This is a genomic window from Pseudomonas sp. TH15, from assembly GCF_016651105.1.
Lineage (GTDB): Bacteria > Pseudomonadota > Gammaproteobacteria > Pseudomonadales > Pseudomonadaceae > Aquipseudomonas.
This window is the reverse complement of record NZ_JAEKEL010000001.1, coordinates 2,960,493-2,979,525: the sequence shown is the minus strand read 5'-3', so window position 1 is coordinate 2,979,525 and position 19,033 is coordinate 2,960,493. Positions and strand designations below refer to the sequence as shown.

The 19,033-nt window shown below is 57.3% G+C and carries 14 protein-coding genes, 4 tRNA genes and 1 pseudogene; 5 read left to right on the top strand and 14 right to left on the bottom strand.

Annotation, left to right across the window (positions count from 1 at the left end; translation table 11 throughout):
* Positions 1-27 precede the first annotated feature (27 nt).
* Positions 28-681 carry an HAD family hydrolase gene (locus JFT87_RS13540; RefSeq protein WP_201201945.1) on the top strand — a complete coding sequence of 218 codons (654 nt, stop codon included), beginning with the start codon at positions 28-30 and terminating at the stop codon, positions 679-681.
* A gap of 105 nt (positions 682-786) precedes the next feature.
* On the opposite strand, the gene JFT87_RS13535 is transcribed toward JFT87_RS13540, so the two are convergent.
* Positions 787-1,749, bottom strand: a complete 963-nt coding sequence (locus tag JFT87_RS13535; protein ID WP_201201944.1) for a zinc-binding dehydrogenase — start codon at positions 1,747-1,749, stop codon at positions 787-789.
* 139 nt (positions 1,750-1,888) lie between these two features.
* Here JFT87_RS13535 and JFT87_RS13530 point away from each other — a divergent pair, with 139 nt between their 5' ends.
* Together JFT87_RS13530 and JFT87_RS13525 are read left to right on the top strand one after the other, a co-directional pair.
* A complete protein-coding gene (locus tag JFT87_RS13530) occupies positions 1,889-3,970 on the top strand; it encodes a carboxy terminal-processing peptidase (RefSeq protein WP_201205182.1) in 2,082 nt (693 codons plus the stop codon).
* Between the two features lie 132 nt (positions 3,971-4,102).
* Complete coding sequence (locus JFT87_RS13525) at positions 4,103-5,893, top strand: bifunctional diguanylate cyclase/phosphodiesterase (RefSeq protein ID WP_201201943.1); 1,791 nt, start codon at positions 4,103-4,105, stop codon at positions 5,891-5,893.
* Positions 5,894-6,014: 121 nt separating this feature from the next.
* On the opposite strand, the gene JFT87_RS13520 is transcribed toward JFT87_RS13525, so the two are convergent.
* From JFT87_RS13520 to JFT87_RS13480, 9 genes and pseudogenes are all read right to left on the bottom strand, one after another.
* Complete coding sequence (locus JFT87_RS13520; RefSeq protein ID WP_201201942.1) at positions 6,015-6,431, bottom strand: hypothetical protein; 417 nt, start codon at positions 6,429-6,431, stop codon at positions 6,015-6,017.
* Positions 6,431-6,769 (bottom strand): hypothetical protein, encoded by a 339-nt coding sequence (locus tag JFT87_RS13515; RefSeq protein WP_201205333.1) that lies wholly within the window; start codon positions 6,767-6,769, stop codon positions 6,431-6,433. The genes JFT87_RS13520 and JFT87_RS13515 overlap by 1 nt, the downstream gene beginning before the upstream one ends.
* A 65-nt stretch (positions 6,770-6,834) precedes the next feature.
* Entirely contained in the window at positions 6,835-7,245 is a 411-nt protein-coding gene (locus JFT87_RS13510) for a hypothetical protein (protein WP_201201941.1), read from the bottom strand.
* A gap of 8 nt (positions 7,246-7,253) precedes the next feature.
* A pseudogene (locus tag JFT87_RS13505) lies at positions 7,254-12,005 on the bottom strand (RHS repeat-associated core domain-containing protein).
* Between the two features lie 240 nt (positions 12,006-12,245).
* Entirely contained in the window at positions 12,246-12,653 is a 408-nt protein-coding gene (locus tag JFT87_RS13500; RefSeq protein WP_201201940.1) for a sel1 repeat family protein, read from the bottom strand.
* On the bottom strand, positions 12,654-13,025 hold the full coding sequence (locus tag JFT87_RS13495) for a hypothetical protein (RefSeq protein ID WP_003223109.1): 372 nt from the start codon (positions 13,023-13,025) through the stop codon (positions 12,654-12,656).
* A complete protein-coding gene (locus JFT87_RS13490) occupies positions 13,022-13,363 on the bottom strand; it encodes a helix-turn-helix domain-containing protein (RefSeq protein WP_201201939.1) in 342 nt (113 codons plus the stop codon). Before JFT87_RS13490 ends, JFT87_RS13495 begins: the two co-directional genes overlap by 4 nt.
* Before the next feature lie 113 nt (positions 13,364-13,476).
* Positions 13,477-13,932 carry a YkvA family protein gene (locus JFT87_RS13485; protein ID WP_201201937.1) on the bottom strand — a complete coding sequence of 152 codons (456 nt, stop codon included), beginning with the start codon at positions 13,930-13,932 and terminating at the stop codon, positions 13,477-13,479.
* Between the two features lie 296 nt (positions 13,933-14,228).
* Positions 14,229-14,942 (bottom strand): FKBP-type peptidyl-prolyl cis-trans isomerase, encoded by a 714-nt coding sequence (locus tag JFT87_RS13480; protein WP_201194840.1) that lies wholly within the window; start codon positions 14,940-14,942, stop codon positions 14,229-14,231.
* A 271-nt stretch (positions 14,943-15,213) separates the two neighbouring features.
* On the opposite strand from JFT87_RS13480, the gene JFT87_RS13475 reads away from it, so the two are divergent.
* Together JFT87_RS13475 and JFT87_RS13470 are read left to right on the top strand one after the other, a co-directional pair.
* Entirely contained in the window at positions 15,214-17,022 is a 1,809-nt protein-coding gene (locus JFT87_RS13475) for a di-heme-cytochrome C peroxidase (RefSeq protein WP_201201935.1), read from the top strand.
* A 28-nt stretch (positions 17,023-17,050) separates the two neighbouring features.
* On the top strand, positions 17,051-18,187 hold the full coding sequence (locus tag JFT87_RS13470) for a catalase family protein (protein WP_201201934.1): 1,137 nt from the start codon (positions 17,051-17,053) through the stop codon (positions 18,185-18,187).
* 219 nt (positions 18,188-18,406) lie between these two features.
* Here the strand turns inward: JFT87_RS13470 and JFT87_RS13465 are convergent.
* The 4 genes from JFT87_RS13465 to JFT87_RS13450 all read right to left on the bottom strand — a co-directional run bounded on the left by JFT87_RS13465 (position 18,407) and on the right by JFT87_RS13450 (position 18,937).
* Positions 18,407-18,483 (bottom strand) — tRNA-Asp (locus tag JFT87_RS13465).
* Positions 18,484-18,501: 18 nt separating this feature from the next.
* A tRNA-Val gene (locus JFT87_RS13460) sits at positions 18,502-18,577 on the bottom strand.
* Between the two features lie 188 nt (positions 18,578-18,765).
* Positions 18,766-18,842, bottom strand: a tRNA-Asp gene (locus tag JFT87_RS13455).
* 19 nt (positions 18,843-18,861) lie between these two features.
* Positions 18,862-18,937 (bottom strand) — tRNA-Val (locus tag JFT87_RS13450).
* Between the last annotated feature and the right edge of the window lie 96 nt (positions 18,938-19,033).

Genomic DNA, 19,033 nt, shown 5'->3' with positions numbered 1-19,033 from the left:
GCTGATGTTGAAGAGAGAACTGCACTGATGGCCCTGGCAATTTTTGATCTGGACGAAACCCTGATCCACGGCGACTGCGCCACCCTCTGGAGCGAACAGATGGGCCGGCTGGGCTGGGTCGATCCTGAATCGTTCATGCGGCAGAACAACGAACTGATGGACGCCTACAGCCACGGCAAACTGCGGATGGAGGACTACATGACCTTCAGCCTGGAGCCGATGATCGGCCGCACGCCGGAAGAGGTCGACCACTTGGTCGGCCCGTGGGTGGAAGACTTCATCGAACCGATTATCTTCAGCGATGCGACCAAAGCCATCGCCGCCCACCGCAAGGCCGGTGACCGGATCCTGGTGATCTCGGCCTCGGGCACGCACTTGGTCCGACCGATTGCTGATCGCCTGGGAATCGACGAGATTCTCGGCATCGAACTGGAAGTCGCGCATGGCGTTTATAGCGGCCATACCGTCGGCACCCTGACCTACCGCGAAGGCAAGATCGCCCGGTTGCTGGAATGGCTGGATGCTGAAGAGGAAAACCTTGAAGGCGCGAGTTTCTACTCGGACTCGCGCAATGACTTGCCGTTGCTGCTGAAGGTGGATTTCCCGCACGTGGTCAACCCGGACCCGGTTTTACTGGAGCACGCGCAAAAGGCCAACTGGCCGATCCATATCTGGAAGTAACCCGGATCCCCCTGTGGGAGCGGGCTTGCTCGCGAAAGCGGATTCACATTCAACACATGTGTGACTGACACACCGCCTTCGCGAGCAAGCCCGCTCCCACATGGATCAGGTCAGGCTGTCGTCGATCACCAGCACCAATTTCCCGGACACCTTATTGCTCGCCAACTCCGCAAACGCCGCTTCGGCATCCTTGATCGGGAAGGTCTTGGCCAACTGCGGGCTCAACCGCCCTTCAGCAAACAGCGGCCACACATGCTGGCTCAGATCACTGAACAAATCCGCCTTGAACTGATCACTACGGCTGCGCAACGTCGAACCCAATAACTGCACGCGTTTGCCCAATACCTGCGCCAAGTCCAGTTTCGCCTCGCGACCACCCATCAAACCGATCAGCACCCATCGACCATCGAGCGCGGTCAGCTTGAGGTTCAGTGCCGCGTAATTGCCGCCCACCGGATCCAGGATCACATCGAACGGCCCCAGATCATTCAGGCTGTCCAGATCCCCGGTGCGCACAACGCCACCCTGCGCCCCCAGCGCTTCGCAATAAGCCAAGCGTTCGTTAGAACCGACGCTCACCCAGCAAGGGTTGCCAAAGGCCTTGCACAACTGAATGGCAGCTGAACCGATTCCACTTGCTCCGGCGTGCAGCAGAACTTTCTCACCCGGTTTGAGCCCGGCAAGATGAAACAAATTTAACCAAACAGTGGCGTACACCTCCGGCAACGCGGCCGCCTCGGCCAACGACAAACCTTCAGGCACCGGCAGCACATGCCGTCCGTCGACAACTACCTCTTCGGCCATCCCGCCCCCGGCCAGCAAGGCGCAGACCCGGTCTCCCACCTGCCAGGACGAGCCCGGACCGACCTCGCTGATCACCCCGGAACACTCAAGACCCAGCACCTGGCTGGCCCCAGGCGGTGGTGGATAAAGGCCAGCTTTTTGTAATAAATCGGCCCTATTGAGCCCCGCTGCCGCCACTCGAATGCGAACTTGTCCTACATCACACGTAGGACTCGGCTCTTCAAGCCACTCCACTCGACCTTCAACGCCTTGCAATGCTTTCACAGTGCCTCCATAGTGAGTCTGGACTGAGCCCGTAGCTGTAGCGCCGGGCTTTCTTGCATTATGCGACCGGCTCTTCACGGACCGGCGACTTCAAAGACGGCCTAATATGCGTGATCAATTGTCCCCGCGTCGAATCAGCATGAAGCATCTGTTCCCCAGCACCGCCCTCGCCCTATTTATTGGTATCGGCCTTTTGCCGGTGTCGAGCAATACGTTTGCAGCCAATAGCTGGGACAACCTTCAGCCTGATCGTGACGAAGTAATCGCCAGTCTGAACGTCGTCGAGTTGCTCAAGCGCAATCACTACAGCAAGCCGCCGCTCGACGATGCGCGCTCGGTGATCATCTACGACAGCTACCTCAAGCTGCTGGATCCGTCGCGCAGCTACTTCATGGCCAGCGACATTGCCGAATTCGACAAGTGGAAAACCCAGTTTGACGACTTCCTCAAAAGCGGCGACCTGAACGCCGGGTTCACCATCTACAAGCGCTACCTGGATCGAGTCAAATCGCGTCTGGACTTCGCCCTTGCAGAGCTGAACAAGGGCGTCGACAAGATCGACTTCACCACCAAGGAAAACTTGCTGATCGATCGCAAGGATGCCCCTTGGCTCAAGTCCACCGCAGAGCTGGACGACCTGTGGCGCAAACGCGTCAAGGACGAAGTCCTGCGGATGAAGATCTCCGGCAAGGATTCCAAGCAAATCCAGGAAACCCTGACCAAGCGCTACAAGAACCAGTTGTCGCGTCTGGACCAGACCCGTCCGGAAGATATCTTCCAGGCGTACATCAACACCTTCGCCATGTCCTACGACCCGCACACCAACTATCTGTCGCCGGATAACGCGGAGAACTTCGACATCAACATGAGCCTGTCCCTCGAAGGCATCGGCGCCGTGTTGCAGAGCGATAACGACCAGGTGAAAGTCGTGCGTCTGGTGCCGGCAGGCCCGGCCGACAAGACCAAGCAGGTTGCACCGGCCGACAAGATCATCGGCGTGGCCCAGGCCAACAAAGAGATGGTCGACGTGGTCGGCTGGCGCCTGGACGAAGTGGTCAAGCTGATCCGTGGGCCAAAAGGCACCGTGGTGCGTCTGGAAGTGATTCCGGCCAGCAATGCGCCGAGCGACCAGACCAGCAAGATCGTGTCGATCACTCGTGAAGCCGTGAAGCTTGAAGATCAGGCCGTTAAGAAGTCGATCCTCAACCTGAAACAGGACGGCAAGGACTACAAACTCGGCGTCATCGAGATTCCAGCCTTCTACCTGGACTTCAAAGCGTTCCGCGCTGGCGATCCGGACTACAAGAGCACCACTCGCGACGTCAAGAAACTGCTGACCGAGTTGCAGAAAGACAAAGTCGACGGCGTGGTCATCGACCTGCGCAACAACGGCGGCGGCTCCTTGCAGGAAGCCACCGAGCTGACCAGTCTGTTCATCGACAAAGGCCCGACCGTACTCGTGCGTAACGCCGATGGCCGCGTCGATGTGCTGGAAGATGAGAACCCGGGCGCGTTCTACAAAGGCCCGATGGCATTGCTGGTCAACCGCTTGTCCGCCTCGGCTTCGGAGATTTTCGCCGGCGCCATGCAGGACTACCACCGCGCATTGATCATCGGCGGCCAGACCTTCGGTAAAGGCACCGTGCAGACCATTCAGCCGCTGAACCATGGCGAACTGAAACTGACCCTGGCCAAGTTCTACCGGGTTTCCGGCCAGAGCACCCAGCATCAGGGCGTACTGCCGGACGTTGATTTCCCGTCGATCATCGACACCAAGGAAATCGGCGAGAGCGCCCTGCCGGAAGCCATGCCGTGGGACACCATCAAGGCTGCCATCAAGCCTGCGGTCGACCCGTTCAAGCCTTACATCGCCGAGCTCAAATCCGAGCACGACGTACGTTCGGCCAAAGACGCAGAGTTCGTGTTTATCCGCGACAAGTTGGCCTTGGCCCAGAAACTGATGGAAGAAAAAACCGTCAGCCTCAACGAAGCCGATCGTCGCGCGCAACACACCGACATCGAAGCCAAGCAGCTGGTCATGGAAAACATCCGTCGCAAAGCCAAGGGCGAAGAACCGCTCAAAGAGCTGAAGAAAGAAGACGAAGATGCGATCGCGGCCGAGCCGGACAAGATCAAACCGGAAGACGATGCATACCTGAGCGAAACCGGTCGGGTGCTGCTGGATTACTTGAAACTGAGCAATCAGGTGGCCAAGCACTAAGATGATGGCAATTTAATGCTGACGCTCCCCGGAGCGTCATCAAATAGTCATCATTCTGTCGTGAAATACAGGACTGGGCGCCCTCTTTAACCAAGAGCGCGCCCAGTCCTTTTTTTATCGCCAGAGAACGCCATGACCACAACCGAACAGCTGAGTGCCTTGAGTTCAATTCTGGCTCAAAGCGGTTTGCACAGTCTGTTCCAGCCAATCATCTCCCTCTCTGAACGACGCATCGTCGGCTATGAAGCCCTTAGCCGTGGCCCCTCCAACAGTCCGCTGCACTCCCCTATTGCACTGTTCGCTGTGGCCCGTCAGGCCGGGCGCCTCAATGAACTGGAAATTGCTTGCCGGGAAAGTGCCTGTCGCCGGTTCAACGAACAGCAACTGCCGGGCAAACTGTTTCTCAACGTCTCTCCCGAATCACTGCTCGAAGCCGCTCACCAACCCGGTCGCACCCTGCAACTGCTGCAGGATTTCGGCATACCGCCGAGCCAAGTGGTGATCGAACTCACCGAACAGACCCCGACAGACGATTTCCAGCTGCTGCAAAATGCCTTGCATCACTATCGGGCGATGGGGTTTTCCATCGCGCTGGATGATCTCGGCGCAGGGTATTCGAGTCTGCGCTTGTGGTCGGAACTGCGGCCGGACTACGTAAAGATTGATCGGCACTTCATCGACGGCATCCACCAAGACGCGCTCAAGCGTGAGTTCGTCGGCTCGATCCTGCAAATCGCCAAGGCGTCCCGTGCGCAAGTGATCGCCGAAGGCATCGAACTGCCGGAAGAACTCGCGGTGCTGACCGAGATGGGTGTGGACCTGGTGCAAGGCTATCTGCTCTGCCGCCCGCAGGAACATCCGCCACGGGATGCCCGCACGCTGATGCCCAAACAGGAAAGCACCACCGTCGCGCTGAACGACGAAGGCAGCGACCTCAGCGCCCTGCTCAACGACCAACCCGCCGTGGACCGCGACACCCCGACGGCCGCCGTGCTGGAAGCCTTCCGCCGCCAAGCCAACCTGAACTCCCTGGCGGTGCTCGACGAGCTAGGTCAGCCGTGCGGCATCGTTCATCGGCATTCGCTCTCTGACGCACTGCTCAAGCCGTTTGCCACCGACCTGTTCGCCCGCAAACCCATCAGCCGCCTGATGAACGACGACTTCCTCGCGGTCGAGATGAGCCAGTCGCTGCAACAAGTCAGCCGCCTGATCACCAGCCGCGCCCGGCAACGCATCGAAGAAGACTTCATCATCACCCTCAACGGCGGTTACCTGGGACTGGGCCGGGTTATCGACGTGCTCAAACTGATTACCGAATTGAAAATCCAGCAAGCCCGCTACGCCAACCCACTGACCCTGCTGCCCGGCAACGTGCCGATCCAGCAATGCCTGACGCGGCTGCTGCAACAAGCGCGGGAATCGGTGATCTGCTACGTCGACATCGACAGCTTCAAACCCTTCAACGACATCTACGGCTACGGCCGCGGGGATGAAGTCCTACTCTGCCTGGCGCAATGCCTGAACGACCGCGTCGACCCATCCCGCGACTTCGTCGGCCATATCGGCGGCGACGACTTCCTGATGGTGCTGGGTCCGGAAGACTGGCGCAAACGCCTGAACCAACTGCTCGACGATTTCCAAAGCCAATGTCGGCGCTTCTACCGCAGTGAACACCTCGAAGCCGGCTGCTTCATCGCGCCCAACCGCCAAGGCGTACGGCAAGAATTTCCGTTGTTGTCGTTGTCGATTGGCGTGGTGCATTTGCACCCTGAGGCCTGTGCCGGGCTTGATGCAAGCCTGCTGGCGGAGATGGCATCACAGGCCAAACACCACGCGAAAAATGTGCCGGGGTATAGCGTGCACCTACTAGACAGCCTCAATGCCCCTGACCTGCATACACCACAGCTAATCGGCCAACGATAATCTCCCAACAACACAATTTCCCTCTTGATCTCATCCTGTTGTAGGTACTACCTCAGGCTAAGTTATTATATTTTTTTGAACCTTACCATTTCGGCGAGTCGAAAATAGAACTTCCTAATTTTCACCATGTTGAACGGTCCTCCCGCCCTGCCTTACACAAATCATTAAGCCAGACCTCAGATAGCTTTATGTATATATCTTCAAAAAAAGCCCTTGGATTTTTCATATTACTCAACCCAAGAGGAAGCAAGGAGGGAATCAACGGATCATGTTTAAAAGCTTCAATAAAAATACTAACATCACTCTCCAGAGTATCTCCCAACATATTAAACAAAACAAATTTGTGCCGATAACTCAACCCCGAAAATCGATTAACGATAAAGCGAAATATTAGATAATCTCTGTCTGAGGGACACTCAGGATCGTACCCTGACAGCTCTACTCCAAGGCTCTCCTCTCTATCATACGTATCAAAACCACCTAGAAAATTCTTCAGGCGCGGATTGTACGGAATATCAAGATAAGGATGCATCAACATCAAACTGACTCCACAGGATAAAGAGCTATTGGTCGCAATGTTTCAAAGTCAAATCTCATTTCAAACGCGTTCATTTTAGCAATGAAGCGCGGATTGGAAGGGTCTAACGGGTCAGGTTCATATCCACGACCTACATTTTCAGCCGCCATCCTGACGACTAGATGCCCCATACTATCTTCACCTGTAAAGCGGGGAAGCTTTCTAAGTTCTCTTGTCGTTGCTTGTGTATATGCATTCAACTGCGCTCTATGGCTGGTGAATTGCGAACTCGGGACAGCCCTCCACTCTTCTATAACGTGATTGATTAACTCAGAATCCTTTGATTCATTTTTATTCATTTTCGCCCGAACTCCTTGTGTTTAATTTTAATTATTTCTAGATCAGACTAAAAACTTCGAAAAACCTACCAATCTAATTGATTCTCCAAACTAGCTTTTTCAACATCATCCTTCCACTCAACGCTTGCTAGACGATATACATCCTCAAAAAAAACCCTTGCGCTTTGCATTTCGTCCCACCGATATGGAAAAGAGGAACATGCCTCAGGATCATACTCAAACAGAACCTGAAAGTCATACTCCACATTATCAAGGGCCTCTTTCAAGCACTTAAAAATCATGAATTTATGCCTATAGGTTCTTTTACTAGGCAAACAATATTTCAATATTATCAACTCTCTATCGCCCGGATCATTAGGATCAAGCTTTTCTAACTCCACCCCCAAAGTCTCCTCACGATCATAAATATCTACCCCAGCTAAGAAACACGATGGGGTTGGAGCGAATGGCTGACCATCACCAACATCTATAAACATTATTAGCCCTACTTGATTGGAAACAAGGTGAATGGAACTCCAGTCACGCCATCAAATTTCATCTCAAATCTATTCAACAAGAGTAACCTTGGATTTTGGGGGTCTTGTGAATTTGGCATATAACCCTTTCCTGCGCCAGGCAGATCCATCCTTACAATATCTGCCAATTGAGCATCCTTTCCTGTGAACTGCGGCAAGCCATTTGCAACTCGCGTCGTCGCTAAAGTGTAGGCCTCAAGCATTATTTCATAACTATTAAATATAGAGCTGGGATTGCCTCTTTGGTCTCGCGGCGTTCTTCCCGTCATTGGATTCGTGCCATCAATAGCTCTCTGTTTCCATTTGACAGGTGGGACCTCTGGCCCATGCTTGCCAACCATGTGCATACCCTGACTATCGTTCAACCTATGAATCTCTATCTTTGCTAGCTCCTTCGCGCTCAGTTTTGGCTCCGGCAGCTCAGGTTCACCTTTATCAACCTTAGCGCCATTGGCTGCACCCGGCACCGCACAACCCGGCCTATTCGGCGGTGGACAATTCCCACTCAACCCCAACGGATCCACCCACCCCGTAGGGTTAGGCACGTACTGGTAGTTATTCAACCCACCCGCAAGCTTGATCGGATCCGGCGTCAGAAACCTTCCAGTCCCCGGATTGTAGTAGCGATGCCGGTTGTAGTGTAAGCCTGTCTCAGCATCGAAGTATTGACCCTGAAAACGCAAAGGGTTGTCGATTTCAGCAATGTCCAGCGCGGCAAGGTTGCCATAGGCGCGGTATTTCGCCGCCCAGACGATCTCGCCGCTGTAGTCGGTCAGTTCCTGCGGCGTGCCAAGGTGGTCGAGTTGGTAGTAGAACGGGCAGGCCTTGCGCGGGCCTTTGCCATCGAGCATGGCCAATGGGCGGAAGGTGCCAGGCTCATATACATAGCTGCGGTAATGCTCGCGACTGCTTTCAGCGACGAGGTGATCGCCTTGCCAGAAGAATTCGGTGGTTTTACCGTCGACGGTTTTGCTGATGCGACGGCCAAAGGCGTCGTAGCGATAACTCACACAACGACCATCCGGCGGCGTGACGCCGATCAGGCGGTGCTGACAGTCGTATCGATACTCTGTGACGAGCTTCTGCCCAGTGCCGCGGCGTTCGCGAATCAGGTTGCCGAAGGCGTCATAGTCGTAATGTCGGTCACCCTGCATGAGCAGGCGATTGCCCTTAACACGCGCCGGGCCGGGGCGATCCTGCATCAGCAGGTTGCCCGCCGGGTCGTGGGCGAAGCTTTCCGGCAGCTCGTCTCGACTATGCCGAACGCGGGTCAGTCGGTTGAGGGCGTCGTAAACATAGCTGCGCTGGCCGTGGCGGGTGTCGGCGATGCTGTCGAGGTTGCCGTTGAGGCTGTAGGCATAGTCGCGGCGGTACAGCGGTCGTTGCTGTTGGCTGACGGCGTGGGCTTTGAGGCGTCCTTGGTCGTCGTAGGAATATTCGCTGAGCAGCAGACCTTGTTGGCGATTTTTCTCACGACCGAATTGAAACTGGTGAGTGGTAAGTCGCGCACCGTTGAGGTCGATGGCGCTGAGTGCGCCGCCCTTGGTGTGGTGATAATCAAGTTTGCTGTTGTCCGGCAGGCGTAGGTGGTTGAGTTGGCCGCAGGCGTCGTAGCCATAACGCAAAGTGCCCCAGCCCTGGTGCTCGGTGATGAGGCGGTCTTGCCGGTCGTATTCAAATTCCAGCGGATGGTCGTGGCCATCATCGACGCCGACCAGTCGACCGAGGCTGTCGTAGCGGTATTCGACCTTGATGCCGTCGGGCAGGGTCTTGACCAGCAACCGCCCAACCGAATCGCGCTGGTAACCGGTGACGAGTTGCGAGCCGTCATCGCCGAACTCGGTTTTCTCCAGCAGGTGCCCGTTAAGGTCGTAGGCATACGCCGTGCGCCGGCCGTCGAAACCGGTTTCTTGCCGGATCAAACCGTTGGGCGTGTAGTCCAGCTGATATTGTTCGCCGGATTCGTTTTCGATCTCGGTCAGAAGAAGCTGCGCGTTGTCGTAGCGATACTTCAGCTGCGTGCCGTCAGGGTTGATCCGGCGGCTGACCAGGTGCAAGTCGTCGGCGTATTCGTAGCGGGTGATGCGGCCGAGTTCGTCACGTTCAGCGGTGATCTGGCCGTAGGCGTTGTAGCTGAAAGCTCGGGTGGCGCCTGTAGGTAAAGTCGTCTGGATCAGTCGGCCGACCGCGTCCCACTGGTAACGCGTGACGGCACCGTGTTCGTCCTGCCGCGTCGTCCGCCGCCCCAGCACATCGTAGGAAAAGCGTCGCCGACCGCCGTCCGGCAGCGTTTCTTCGATCAGTTGCCCCAGGTCATTCCAGACGAACAGGTGCCGGCTGATGTCCGGATAACGGATCGACAGCAGCCGCCCTTGAGCGTCGTAGTGGTAATGGGTTACATGCCCATCCGGGTCGGTAGCTTCGGTAACATCACCCTGTGCATTACGCTGATACTTCCAAACCGCTTCGCCGCGATACCGCGCGTGCAGGAAACCGTTGCGGTACTCGTAGGCCGTTGGCTCGTCGTCGGGCGGAATCAGTGCAACGAGGCGTCCGATTTCGTCGTAGCGGTATTCAGTCACCGCGCCGAGCGGATCCTGCTCGGCGATCAATCGTCCCTGTTCGTCGTAGGCCTTGAGGTGTTCGCCACCATCGAGCTCGACCTTGCGCACCAGACGCGCCCGGTCGTCGTGGACGTAAACCTCTTCGCTGCCGTCGACGTTTTGCACCGCGACGCTGCCCTCGTCATCCCAGGTACAAGCCGTGTCCATCTGCGAAAACGACGCCCAATGTCGGACACACCGCGCAGCCTTGCCGGACTCTTTCCCACTCCCAGAAGAAACTCGCCCCACCGGTCAATTGCCGCTGCAGGATCACGTGCTGATCGTCGTAGTCGTACCGCTCGCTTTCGCCGACGGCATTGGTGGCTTCGATCAGGCGATGACGCGCGTCGTAGTGGTAACTGACCAGCGTCTGCTCGGTGCGCCAAGCCTCGGAAAGGTTTTGAGTCGAATCGAAGCGCTGATAATCGACGCCAACCAAATGTGCCCGGTCGTAACGCAACAACAGCGCCCGACCCGCGCCGTTTTCCAGACGTTGAACACGATCCTGACGATCCCGGACAAGGCGCAACCGGTTGTCGTACGCATCGCTGATCGCTGTCAGCCGTCCGGCTCGAAAGTGATAAAACTGCGATTTTTCCCCGGCCAGCGCGAGAATCAACTCCTGTGGCTCATCCCCGAGAAAGATCGCCGCCCGCGACAGGCTGTTGTGAATCGCCGGACGCGAAACACTCGGTAACGGAAACTGTGTACGGCGGTTTTCATGGTCAACCCAGACAACGCCGTCGTCAGCAAACTCCAGCCGATGCGCCAGCGAATGACTCCAGCCAGACCCCAACCCAATATCGACTTCACAAGCACTGCTGCGATACAACCGCGTGAACTCGAACGGAAACAACCCATCAAGGACACCATCTGTCAGGGTCAGCAGTTCCTCGCCGGTGACCATCGATACCGGGCAGCCGTTGGTGCAGGTCTCCGGCCCACAGTCAGCGCTGTCGCCGTTAGGATTTTTCGCCTGATCCGGCGCGTCATCGTGATGTTCGTTTTTCTTTAACAAAGCATTGCGCCTGGCGTCCCAGCGCAACTGCATCCGGCCTTTTTTCACACCCGTAGCGATACCTCGGGCGGCCACTTTTTTGTATTTGTCGACGTATTTGATGAACCCCTCGACGATGGCGAACATCGCCTTCACCAAACGCACCACGGCCGACAACAATTGCCCTGCACGTTGCGCCAGACGTAGCGTCAGATAGGCGATTCCTGCTGCGGCGCCGACGAACGTCAAGACAACACCGATCAGCACATCGATCAGCACTTGCACCACGACCATCGATACCGCTTCAGCGGTCTTGCCGCTCATTTCGCCGGGGGCAACATTTCCAGCCAAAGGCTCGCGGTTCGCAGCAACAGACACAGCGCCGCTTCGTCACTGACCAGCAGCTGCAGTTTTTCCATGACCTGGGGAGCTGTCTCCGCCAGCACTTGCAGTTGCGTGGCGCCCTCCCCCAACCGTTCGGCGAACGCTCCCGGATCCTTGAGGATGTCGGACAGCATGCCAATGCTGTCCCACACACCCTCGATCGCCGCCCAGCTCCCGGCGAGCATGCCGTTACCCGCCGCCGTCGCTGCCGACAGCGGCCACTGCGGCTTGAATGTCTGCCACTCGTTACGCAACCAGCCATCCAGCTCAGCGTTCAAGCCATCGTAAGCAGTGAACAAATCCTCGACCTGCGCCGGCGAGACCTCGCTGTGTACATGCACTCGATAGAACTTGCCCGCGATCCCTGCGAACGTGCCCCTGCCTTGCGCATCGAGGGTCACGGGCGTGGTTTTGCCGCCATCCACGGCCACCACATCGACGACGATGTCGCCGAGCGCAATGTCGTATACCGACTCGAATTTGCTCTCGATCTCCATCACCCCACCCTCAGGGCACTGGATGACGCTGGAGAAAAAATTGTCGTCGCTGCTGCTGACGGCGGAACTGCGATCACCGAAGCGGATGACCCGCTCCATGCCCATCAGCGATGGCAGATCCGTGGCGTGGCTGACTTTGTCCGCTGTTTGACTGGCCCAGTGTTTGAGCTGTTCGCGGTAGAGGCTGAGGGTGTCAGGGAAGCTGTCGAGTTCCTGCTCGATACGAGCGATGGCTTCCATCAGCGCACGTCTGGATGCGGGTAGAACTGGTTGACCGGGTCGAACATGAGCGTTCCCTCGCGCAAAAAAATTTAGGCGCGGGAACTGTGCGGGGGATCAATCAGGAAAGAAGTCAGGCAAGTAGGCGATAGCTGTAGGACTAATCTGTAAAAAACTGCCAGAAAATAAACAGCCAAACAAAACGCAAACGCGGCGTGAGGTTTCCCTCACGCCGCGTTTATCAAACAGACAACAACAGGTTTATGGTGCGGTGTCGCGCGAACTCAACTCTCTGAGTTTGTGTTCGGCCAACGGATGCCCGGCCTTGGCGGCCATGCCCCACCAGCGAGCGGCTTCATCAGGATCCGGTGCCTTGCTTGGGCTGCCGGCAAGGCTGATCACCCCAATCTGATACGCCGCTTTGCCATCCCCCGCCAACGCCGCCAAACGCAGCAATCGCACGCCTTCCTCACGAGCACCAAGCCCAACACCGCGAAAGGTCAGGATGTGGCCATAGAAGCTCTGGGCGCCGACATTGCCGAGGTTGGCCATGCGGGCGAATTGGCCCTCGAGCCATTTCCAGCCTCGGGGCTGTCGCACAAACCATGACCAATGAAACAACCGGCGGGCCAGCCAGTAACCGGCCCGCGCTTTGAGGCGTAAAAACACTCAGGCCTCCGCTGATTCTGGGTACTCGTATTCGAACACGCGCACTACTTCCGACGCATGCCAGGACGCGGCGGCGACGCCGTCGGACGGGCCGGAGAAACGTCCCAGGCGTTCGACGCATTCGAAGAAGCCGGTGCGTGGCAGGCGACTGGCACCCTGGCTGATCACCAGCGAGCTGCGCAGTGGCTGCTCGGCCTTGGCGTCCAGTGCGGCGAGGTGTTCAAGGGCTGCGGTCAGGGTTTGCATGGCCGGCGTCGGCAACTGCAATCGCTCGAGCAGCGCTCGGTAAGTCAGCAGATGGCGCTGGCGGCGCGCCTGATCCAGTTCACCCAGCAACCCGTCCCAATGTTGACGACTGATGCGTACGCTCACGATTCATCCCTCCACCCTGGCACCGTCAATTCCCAGGCCAGGCTGCGGCGAATCGCAGCGTCGGGTTGACGCTCGCCACTTTCGATCAAGGCCAGATAAGACGGGCTGATGCCTACCGTGCGGGCGAGCGCCTCAATGGCGATGCCCTTCCCTTCGCGCAATTTGCGGAGTTGATCCAGACCCGGAAGGATCTGGTCTGCAACGACTGCCGGACGCTCTACGGCGGCCCTTGGCGGTTGTTGCTCGATGCCTGCTGCTTTCAGTAAAGCCTGGTACTGAGCCCAAGGTAGAACCGCATATTCGGGCTCGCCTTCGCGTGTGATTATCTGAATATCCATGACTTCCCCGTAGGACAACGACACTTAGCGAGTCGGCACTTTTCCCTTGAAGTGTAATCCTAACAGCGGCCAAGGTCGCGGGGGCATGAAACTATGGCTGAAACTGAAACAACTCAGTCATCTTTGGGGCCCTGAAGCTGAAGTTGCTCCGGGGTATCGGGCAGTCGCTCGACCGACGCCAGCTTCTCCGGCAGCTGACGATCGCGCCAGGCACGGAAGGCATTGAGTTCGTCGTCGAGGGTTTTCATGACCCAGGCGAGCACTGCGATGTCGTCGAGCATGCCGAAAACCGGGATGAAATCCGGAATGGCGTCCAAAGGGCTGAGGAAGTACATCAGGCCAGCCACCACGATCAGCATCGATTTGCGGCTGATGGCCCGGTACTCGCCGCGCCAGTAGGCCAGGCACAGGGCCTGCAACAGGCGCAGGTCATCCTTGAGCTTACCCAGGCGACCGCCCTGGCTGGCACTTTTGCTGGCCACGGCAAACAGCAGGGTCGGCAATCGACCTCTGGCCAACAAGCGACCGGCCAGTGGCAGGAATCGAGCGAAATTCCAGGGTGCTTTCATCTTTTCCTCCCGCTGAAATGTTATCCACACAAATTGTGGATAACCTTGTGAACAGAGCTGCATTTCACGGCTGGAAGCCCCGTTTTATAAGGGCTGAACTCAGATCGGGCGTTTTTTACTCACATAAAAAAACCCAAGATTTCATTGACTTGGCTGTGCAGTACGTCTAGCACAGGTGTCTTCACTGGCTATGACTCCACCCTACAGCATCCGTTCGCTTTGTTTGTACTTTGCCAAACGCCAGATACAACAACGCCCCACATAATGCGGGGCGTTGTTTTTGCATCAGACGACGATTACTTCGCGGCGTCTTGTTTCGCTGGATCTTTGATCGCCAACAGCTCCAGATCGAACACCAGCACCGAGTTGGCTGGAATTGCCGGGCTTGGGCTTTGCGCGCCGTAAGCCAGGTCGCTAGGGATGTACAGTTTGTACTTCTCGCCAACGTGCATCAGTTGCAGGCCTTCGACCCAACCAGGGATCACACCGCTGACTGGCAGATCGATCGGGCTACCGCGATCAACCGAGCTGTCAAAGGTAGTGCCGTTGGTCAGCTTGCCGGTGTAGTGAACAGTCACCACATCGGTCGGCTTAGGCTGAGGACCATCAGCTTTCTTCACGACTTCATACTGCAGACCGGAAGCAGTGGTCACCACACCGGCTTTCTTGGCGTTTTCTTCGAGGAATTTTTTGCCGGCGGCTGCCGACTCTTCGCTCATCTTCGCCATGCGCTCTTCAGCACGTTTCTGCAGTGCTGCAAAGGCTTCGACCAGTTCGTCGTCCTTCAGCTTCTGTTCTTTCTTGCCGACGGCATCTTCGATGCCTTGGGCTACGGCCTTGGAATCGAGATCATCCATGCCTTCCTGAGCCAGGCTCTTGCCCATGTTCAGGCCAATCCCGTAGGAAGCTTTTTGCGCCGGGGTTTTCAGCTCTACGCTGGTCTGCGAGTCACAACCCGCAAGTACCAGGCTTACCAGGGCCACCGCCGCCGCCAACCGATGCTGTTTCATGCTATTTCCTTGTTCATGCGCCTAAAGGGCAATCGAATAAAGCCGCGAGCTTATCAGGCGGCCACGACCAATGGCTACCGGCATGAGAGCAGGAAACTTCTGATAAGTTCAGGTCTTTTAAAGCATTTCGGGAATGGGCTGGATGAAGTTTCTGTCATCTTGCTCTCACAGACGCCGATGCCGGATCCTACAACACTTGGCGTAATGGCCACTTGCCGCCACCTAAGGAGCTGAGGCATAAGAGAGCCATAAATTGACAAGGACGTTTATCTTGCGCCTCTTACTCCGCCTGCTGGGTCTGATCGCCGTACTGCTGGGGCTGGGCCTGGCCGTGGTTCTGTACTACATCGCCAACCCTAAACTGCCCGTCTATACCCCTGCGCAACAGGTGCATTACCTGGAGCAGTGGAGCGCGGCCGACCGTCAGACTTACTACTTCACCCCTCAAGGCACCCAGGTCAAAGGCTTGCGCTATGACTGGTTCGCGGCACTGGAATTGCCTTTTTCACAAGAGCGCTTCGCCGCCCCCGAATACATGGCGCGCTTTGGTTTTCTGATCGATCCCGCTCAGAAAGCCACACCGAATAATCCCGGCAACTTGCCCGTAGGTTTCGCCCGGCACCAAAACCCCGACAGCAAGGACCAATTCCTCGATATCACTTGCGCCGCCTGCCACACCGGCGAACTGCGTTTTAACGGCCAGGCCGTGCGTATCGATGGTGGCTCGGCGCAGCATGTTCTGCCGGCCAGCGTGCCGACCCTGCGCGGAGGCAGTTTTGGCCAGGCACTTGTGGCCAGTCTTGCCTCAACTTATTACAACCCTTGGAAATTCGAACGTTTCGCACGCAACGTATTGGGTTCGGACTACGACGCCCAGCATCAAGTCCTACGCGAGGACTTCAAGAGCTCGCTCGATACCTTCCGGAAAGTCGCCTGGAATGACACCCATCGCGGGCTCTATCCGACCGAAGAAGGCCCCGGCCGCACCGACGCGTTCGGCCGCATCGCCAATGCCAGTTTCGGCGATGCGATTTCGCCGGATAACTACCGCGTGGCCAACGCCCCGGTGGACTATCCACAACTGTGGGACATGTGGACCTTCGACTGGGTGCAGTGGACCGGTTCGGCACAGCAACCGATGGCGCGCAATATCGGCGAGGCGCTGGGTGTTGGCGCCACGCTGAATTTCTTCGACGCCGACGGGCAGCCGCTCAAAGGTGATGCACGCTACCCCTCCAGTGTCCGTGTGCGCGACTTGCAACTGATCGAACAAACCCTGCAACGGCTCAAGCCGCCGGCGTGGCCGGAAGACCTGCTCGGCAGCGTCGACAAACCCTTGGCCGCCAAAGGTCGTGCGCTGTTTGCCGAGAACTGCGCCAGTTGCCATGTGCCGCGTGTTAAGCAGGTCGATGGACGTGCGGTACAACAACTCAAACTGCTGCCGGTCGCGGCGATAGGTACCGACCCCACCGCTGCGAACAACATTGCCGACCATCGTTTCGATCTGACGGCCCTGCAATGGGACCCGGCGGAGTTGGCGACACTCGACGTTCAGTTACATCCCAAACCCACCGAGCCGCTGGACCTGAGCAAGCTCTCGGTGGCCAAGGGACTCGCGTATGTCACGGCGTTCGTTGAGAACCATGCTTACCGCGAGGCCAACGTCACGCCGGCCGAGCGACCGGACATCGATGGCTTCGGTCTGCCGATCGGTGTCCAGGAATTGCGCGTCTACAAGGCCAGGCCGCTGACCGGCGTGTGGGCCACGGCGCCCTTCCTGCACAACGGTTCGGTGCCGAGTATTTATCAACTGCTCTCGCCCCAGGACGAACGTGCGACCACGTTCTACAAAGGCACCTTCGAGTACGACCCCAAGCACCTGGGCTATCGCACCGAAGCCTTTACTAACGGCTTTGTGTTCGACACCCGCATCACCGGCAATCACAACAGCGGACATGAATTTCGCGCCGGCGAGCGCGGTAATGGCGTCATCGGGCGCCTGCTGCAACCGGAGGAACGCTGGGCGCTGCTCGAATACCTGAAAGTGCTGGGCGGCCCACTGGAGGCGCAATTGCCATGACCGCCCCCTCAGTCAAAAGGACTTACCCATGCTGATCACCCTGTGGCTGCGCCTCGGCGCGTTTCTAGCCAAGACCCTGCTCTGGTTGCTCGGCCTGGGGTTGCTGGGCTGGGCGCTGGCCACCGCATGGTTTGCCTGGCAGCACAGCGGCCCGGTCTCCGCGCAGGAAATGATCCCGGACGGTGAATCAGCGATGACCCAGGACATCATTCAGACTGCTGTGCGCATCGTCGACCAGCACCGGGAAAGCACTCGCTACCTGCGCGACGCCCACGCCAAGGCCCATGGCTGTGTGAAGGCCGAGGTTCAGGTATTGCCGGATCTGGCAGCAGAACTGCGTCAAGGTGTGTTCAGCGAACCCGGCAAAATCTGGCAAGCAAACATTCGACTGTCCAATGGCAACGCCTACCCGCAATTCGACAGCATTCGCGATGCCCGTGGTATGGCCATCAAATTGCTCAATATGCCCGGCAAACAATTGCTGGCCGACCAACCGGCGCGCAACGAGCAGGACTTCGTGATGTTCAGCCATCCGAATTTCTTCGTCAGCGATGTCGCCGAGTATCGTCAGAATGTGGCGGCCCAGGCTGACGGCAAAAAGGTCATGGCGTTCTTCCCGAGCTGGGACCCGCGCAGTTGGCAGGCTCGTCACCTGCTTATCGCGCTGGCAACGTTGGCGCCGCCGCCGGACAGTCCGACGGGGACTGCCTATTTTTCGGTATCGCCCTACAAGTTCGGGGAAGCCAATGCCAAGTTTCGGGTGATGCCGGATCCGGACAACTGCCCGGCTTACACACTGCCCAAACAGAACCACGACTTGCCGAACTTTCTTCGTAGCGCGCTGAGCCAGCAGCTATCTACGGATCGCGTGCCCGCCTGTTTCGTCCTGCAGATCCAGCGTCAGGACGCGAACAAGTACATGCCGATCGAAGACACCAGCATTGAGTGGCGCGAGGTGGACGCACCCTTCGAAACCGTGGCGCGGATCACTTTGCCGCCACAGGACTTCGATACACCGGCGCTGAATCTGGCCTGCGATAACCTGTCGTTCAATCCGTGGTTTGGCGTTGAAGCGCATCGGCCGATTGGCGGGATCAACCGCTTGCGCAAAGCGGTGTATGAGGCAGTGAGTGACTATCGGCATAGCCAGAATGCCGCCCAGTAAAAAGACAGACACATGACCCGTGGCGAGGGGATTTATCCCCGTTGGGTTGCGCAGCAGCCCCGGCTTTAAAAACCTGGGCCTGCTGCGCAACCCAGCGGCGATAAATCCCACCACCACAGAGCCCGCGTCGACATTCATAAATCCCGGACAGCAAAAAGCCCGCATTAAGCGGGCTTTCTGTGTGGTGACCTGGCGTTCAGCGTTCCAGATTACCGAATATGGCGCAGCGGACGGGACTCGAACCCGCGACCCCCGGCGTGACAGGCCGGTATTCTAACCGACTGAACTACCGCTGCGCGTAGCATTGAAAGTAATGGTGGGTGATGACGGGATCGAACCGCCGACATTCTGCTTGTAAGGCAGACGCTCTCCCAGCTGAGCTAATCACCCAGTACCTTCGTTACGGGGCGCATTATGCCACAAGTTTTCGTAACGTGTTGATTTAATTGAATATTTTTTCAAATAAATCCGAAAACCGGTGAAATGACACATCCCGCAGGAACAACAGACAGAAAAAAACCCGCGTTAGCGGGCTTTTCCGTGGTGACCTGGCGTTCAGCATTCCAGGTTACCGAATATGGCGCAGCGGACGGGACTCGAACCCGCGACCCCCGGCGTGACAGGCCGGTATTCTAACCGACTGAACTACCGCTGCGCGTAACACTAAAAACGAATGGTGGGTGATGACGGGATCGAACCGCCGACATTCTGCTTGTAAGGCAGACGCTCTCCCAGCTGAGCTAATCACCCTTCGCTTCGGTGTGGCGCGCATTCTACGGAGCGACCCAACCTCTGGCAAGCACTTTTTTAAATAATTTTCTCAGGCCTTCCAAAGGCTTAGAGAAG